Raw genomic sequence first — 1,573 nt, 5'->3', positions numbered from 1 at the left:
CCTAGATCTGGAATACATTTTGCTAAGATTGGCATCATTGGCTCCAGCTCCGCATCCTAGTGTTTCCTGCGCCCCTTAGCGTGCAGGCCAATGGCTTTTGCTAAAGATTCTTAGATTAGAGATTTCACTCAACGCTTCAGTGTGTATCTCTCTGTGAGCTCTCGGTAATCTTGATCTGCCGAATTCGCCCCCACGACAACTTGACTGAATTGGCTACTCAAATACTGATTAACTTAGCATTCGTTTCATAGAAATGAAACTAACCCAGTGCCAAATGTCATACAAACACCTAAGTCGAGAAGAGGGGTATACCATATTGATGCCGCACCGCAAGAGTGACTCAATATACTCTATGGATTAGATTCTTATGAAATTTTCACCACAATAAATAGAGAGCTGTAGCGTGACTCCACTGAGACAGCTGGGCCTCACTACGAGCCGCCAACTGAAGTCGACTACCGTCTTAGCTTTGGATCGACACCATGATTGGAAAACCTTCTGGAGATGCCCGAATTACCTACTCATTTAATCCATAGTTTAGATAGAAAAAAATTAGCACCCCACGTCAAACACATGTAACATATCTCTTCACCTGTTGCCTCATAATTAGGACACTCTACGCTTCTCTGATTTTTGTTTAGTTATTGCCTCGGAAGGCTATTCGGAGCGTAGCGTAGAACGGCCTTCCGAGGCAAGCGATTCGTGCGTCTCCCCTTCGATGAGCTGTTTTCGTTTCGCCCAAAAGGCGTCCTCTCTCTTTCTGATCTCGGCCCTCATCTTAAATGGATTATTTGTCGAGAGCTGATCCTCGATGAACGATGCGTGCTCATCGGAGAGTTTACCGCTCATCAGTAATCGCTAAGCTGGTGAGTGGCTTGTCTTTGCATGACGACGAACATGTTTTGAACCTTCGCGGACTCTGCTCACTTGCTTCATTGTGACGCTATAGAGGTTCTTCCACAGACTCCAAAGCTTAAGTAATTCGTTGATCTCAGTTAGTTGCTCTTGATGGTAAAGACGATCATATCCAAGAAAGCCTCTAACGTGCGTGTAGTTCTTCTGCTCCACATAGGCCTGATCGTTTTTAAAATAGGGTCGCGATCTTGTCTGATGGATGCCCTTTTGCTTTAACCAATCGTAGACAAAGTAGTTCAAAAACTCGCCTCCATTATCGCTATCTAGCCCTAATAACTTGAATGGTTGGCTCTTATAAATCGACTCCAAACCTTGTAACGAGGCATGCTGCCCCCGATTCCATATAGCTCGGAGCTCTGTCCACCCGCTGGCCACATCAACACTGGTGAGTGTCCAAATAAAGCTACCACTCATGTCTCCTCCGCAGTGCGCGACAGTATCAACTTCAGTCCACCCAGGCTCACTAGTGGCCCAGCTTTCAGCTCGAACTTCAACCAGACTTTTAACTCCTGAGGTTGGTTTTGGTGGCCGCACTTTCTTGCCATTTTTAACCTTAAAACCCTTCAATGATCGGTCAATGCTAGCAGCGCTGATCGTCTTTAACTGCTGCTTAACTTCATCTGACTCTTCAAGGTAAGGGACCCAAATTGGTAGCATG

General features: G+C 45.8%; 2 protein-coding genes. Both read right to left on the bottom strand.

The window, feature by feature from the left end; genetic code table 11:
• Nucleotides 1-657 precede the first annotated feature (657 nt).
• Nucleotides 658-849, bottom strand: coding sequence for a hypothetical protein (locus tag ABGY95_RS10425; protein ID WP_347441622.1), 192 nt, complete (start codon nucleotides 847-849; stop codon nucleotides 658-660).
• A 9-nt stretch (nucleotides 850-858) separates the two neighbouring features.
• A partial coding sequence (locus ABGY95_RS10420) for a transposase family protein (RefSeq protein WP_347441621.1) occupies nucleotides 859-1,573 on the bottom strand: 715 nt, incomplete at its 5' end.

Source organism: Rubritalea sp. (assembly GCF_039830215.1).
In the GTDB taxonomy this organism is placed as follows: Bacteria; Verrucomicrobiota; Verrucomicrobiia; order Verrucomicrobiales; family Akkermansiaceae; genus Rubritalea.
This window is presented reverse-complemented; position numbering and strand designations above follow the sequence as displayed.

Bases quoted from the DNA above. Each gene is read 5' to 3' on its own strand.
- ABGY95_RS10425 (WP_347441622.1), bottom strand. From the start codon at position 849: ATGAGCGGTAAACTCTCCGATGAGCACGCATCGTTCATCGAGGATCAG.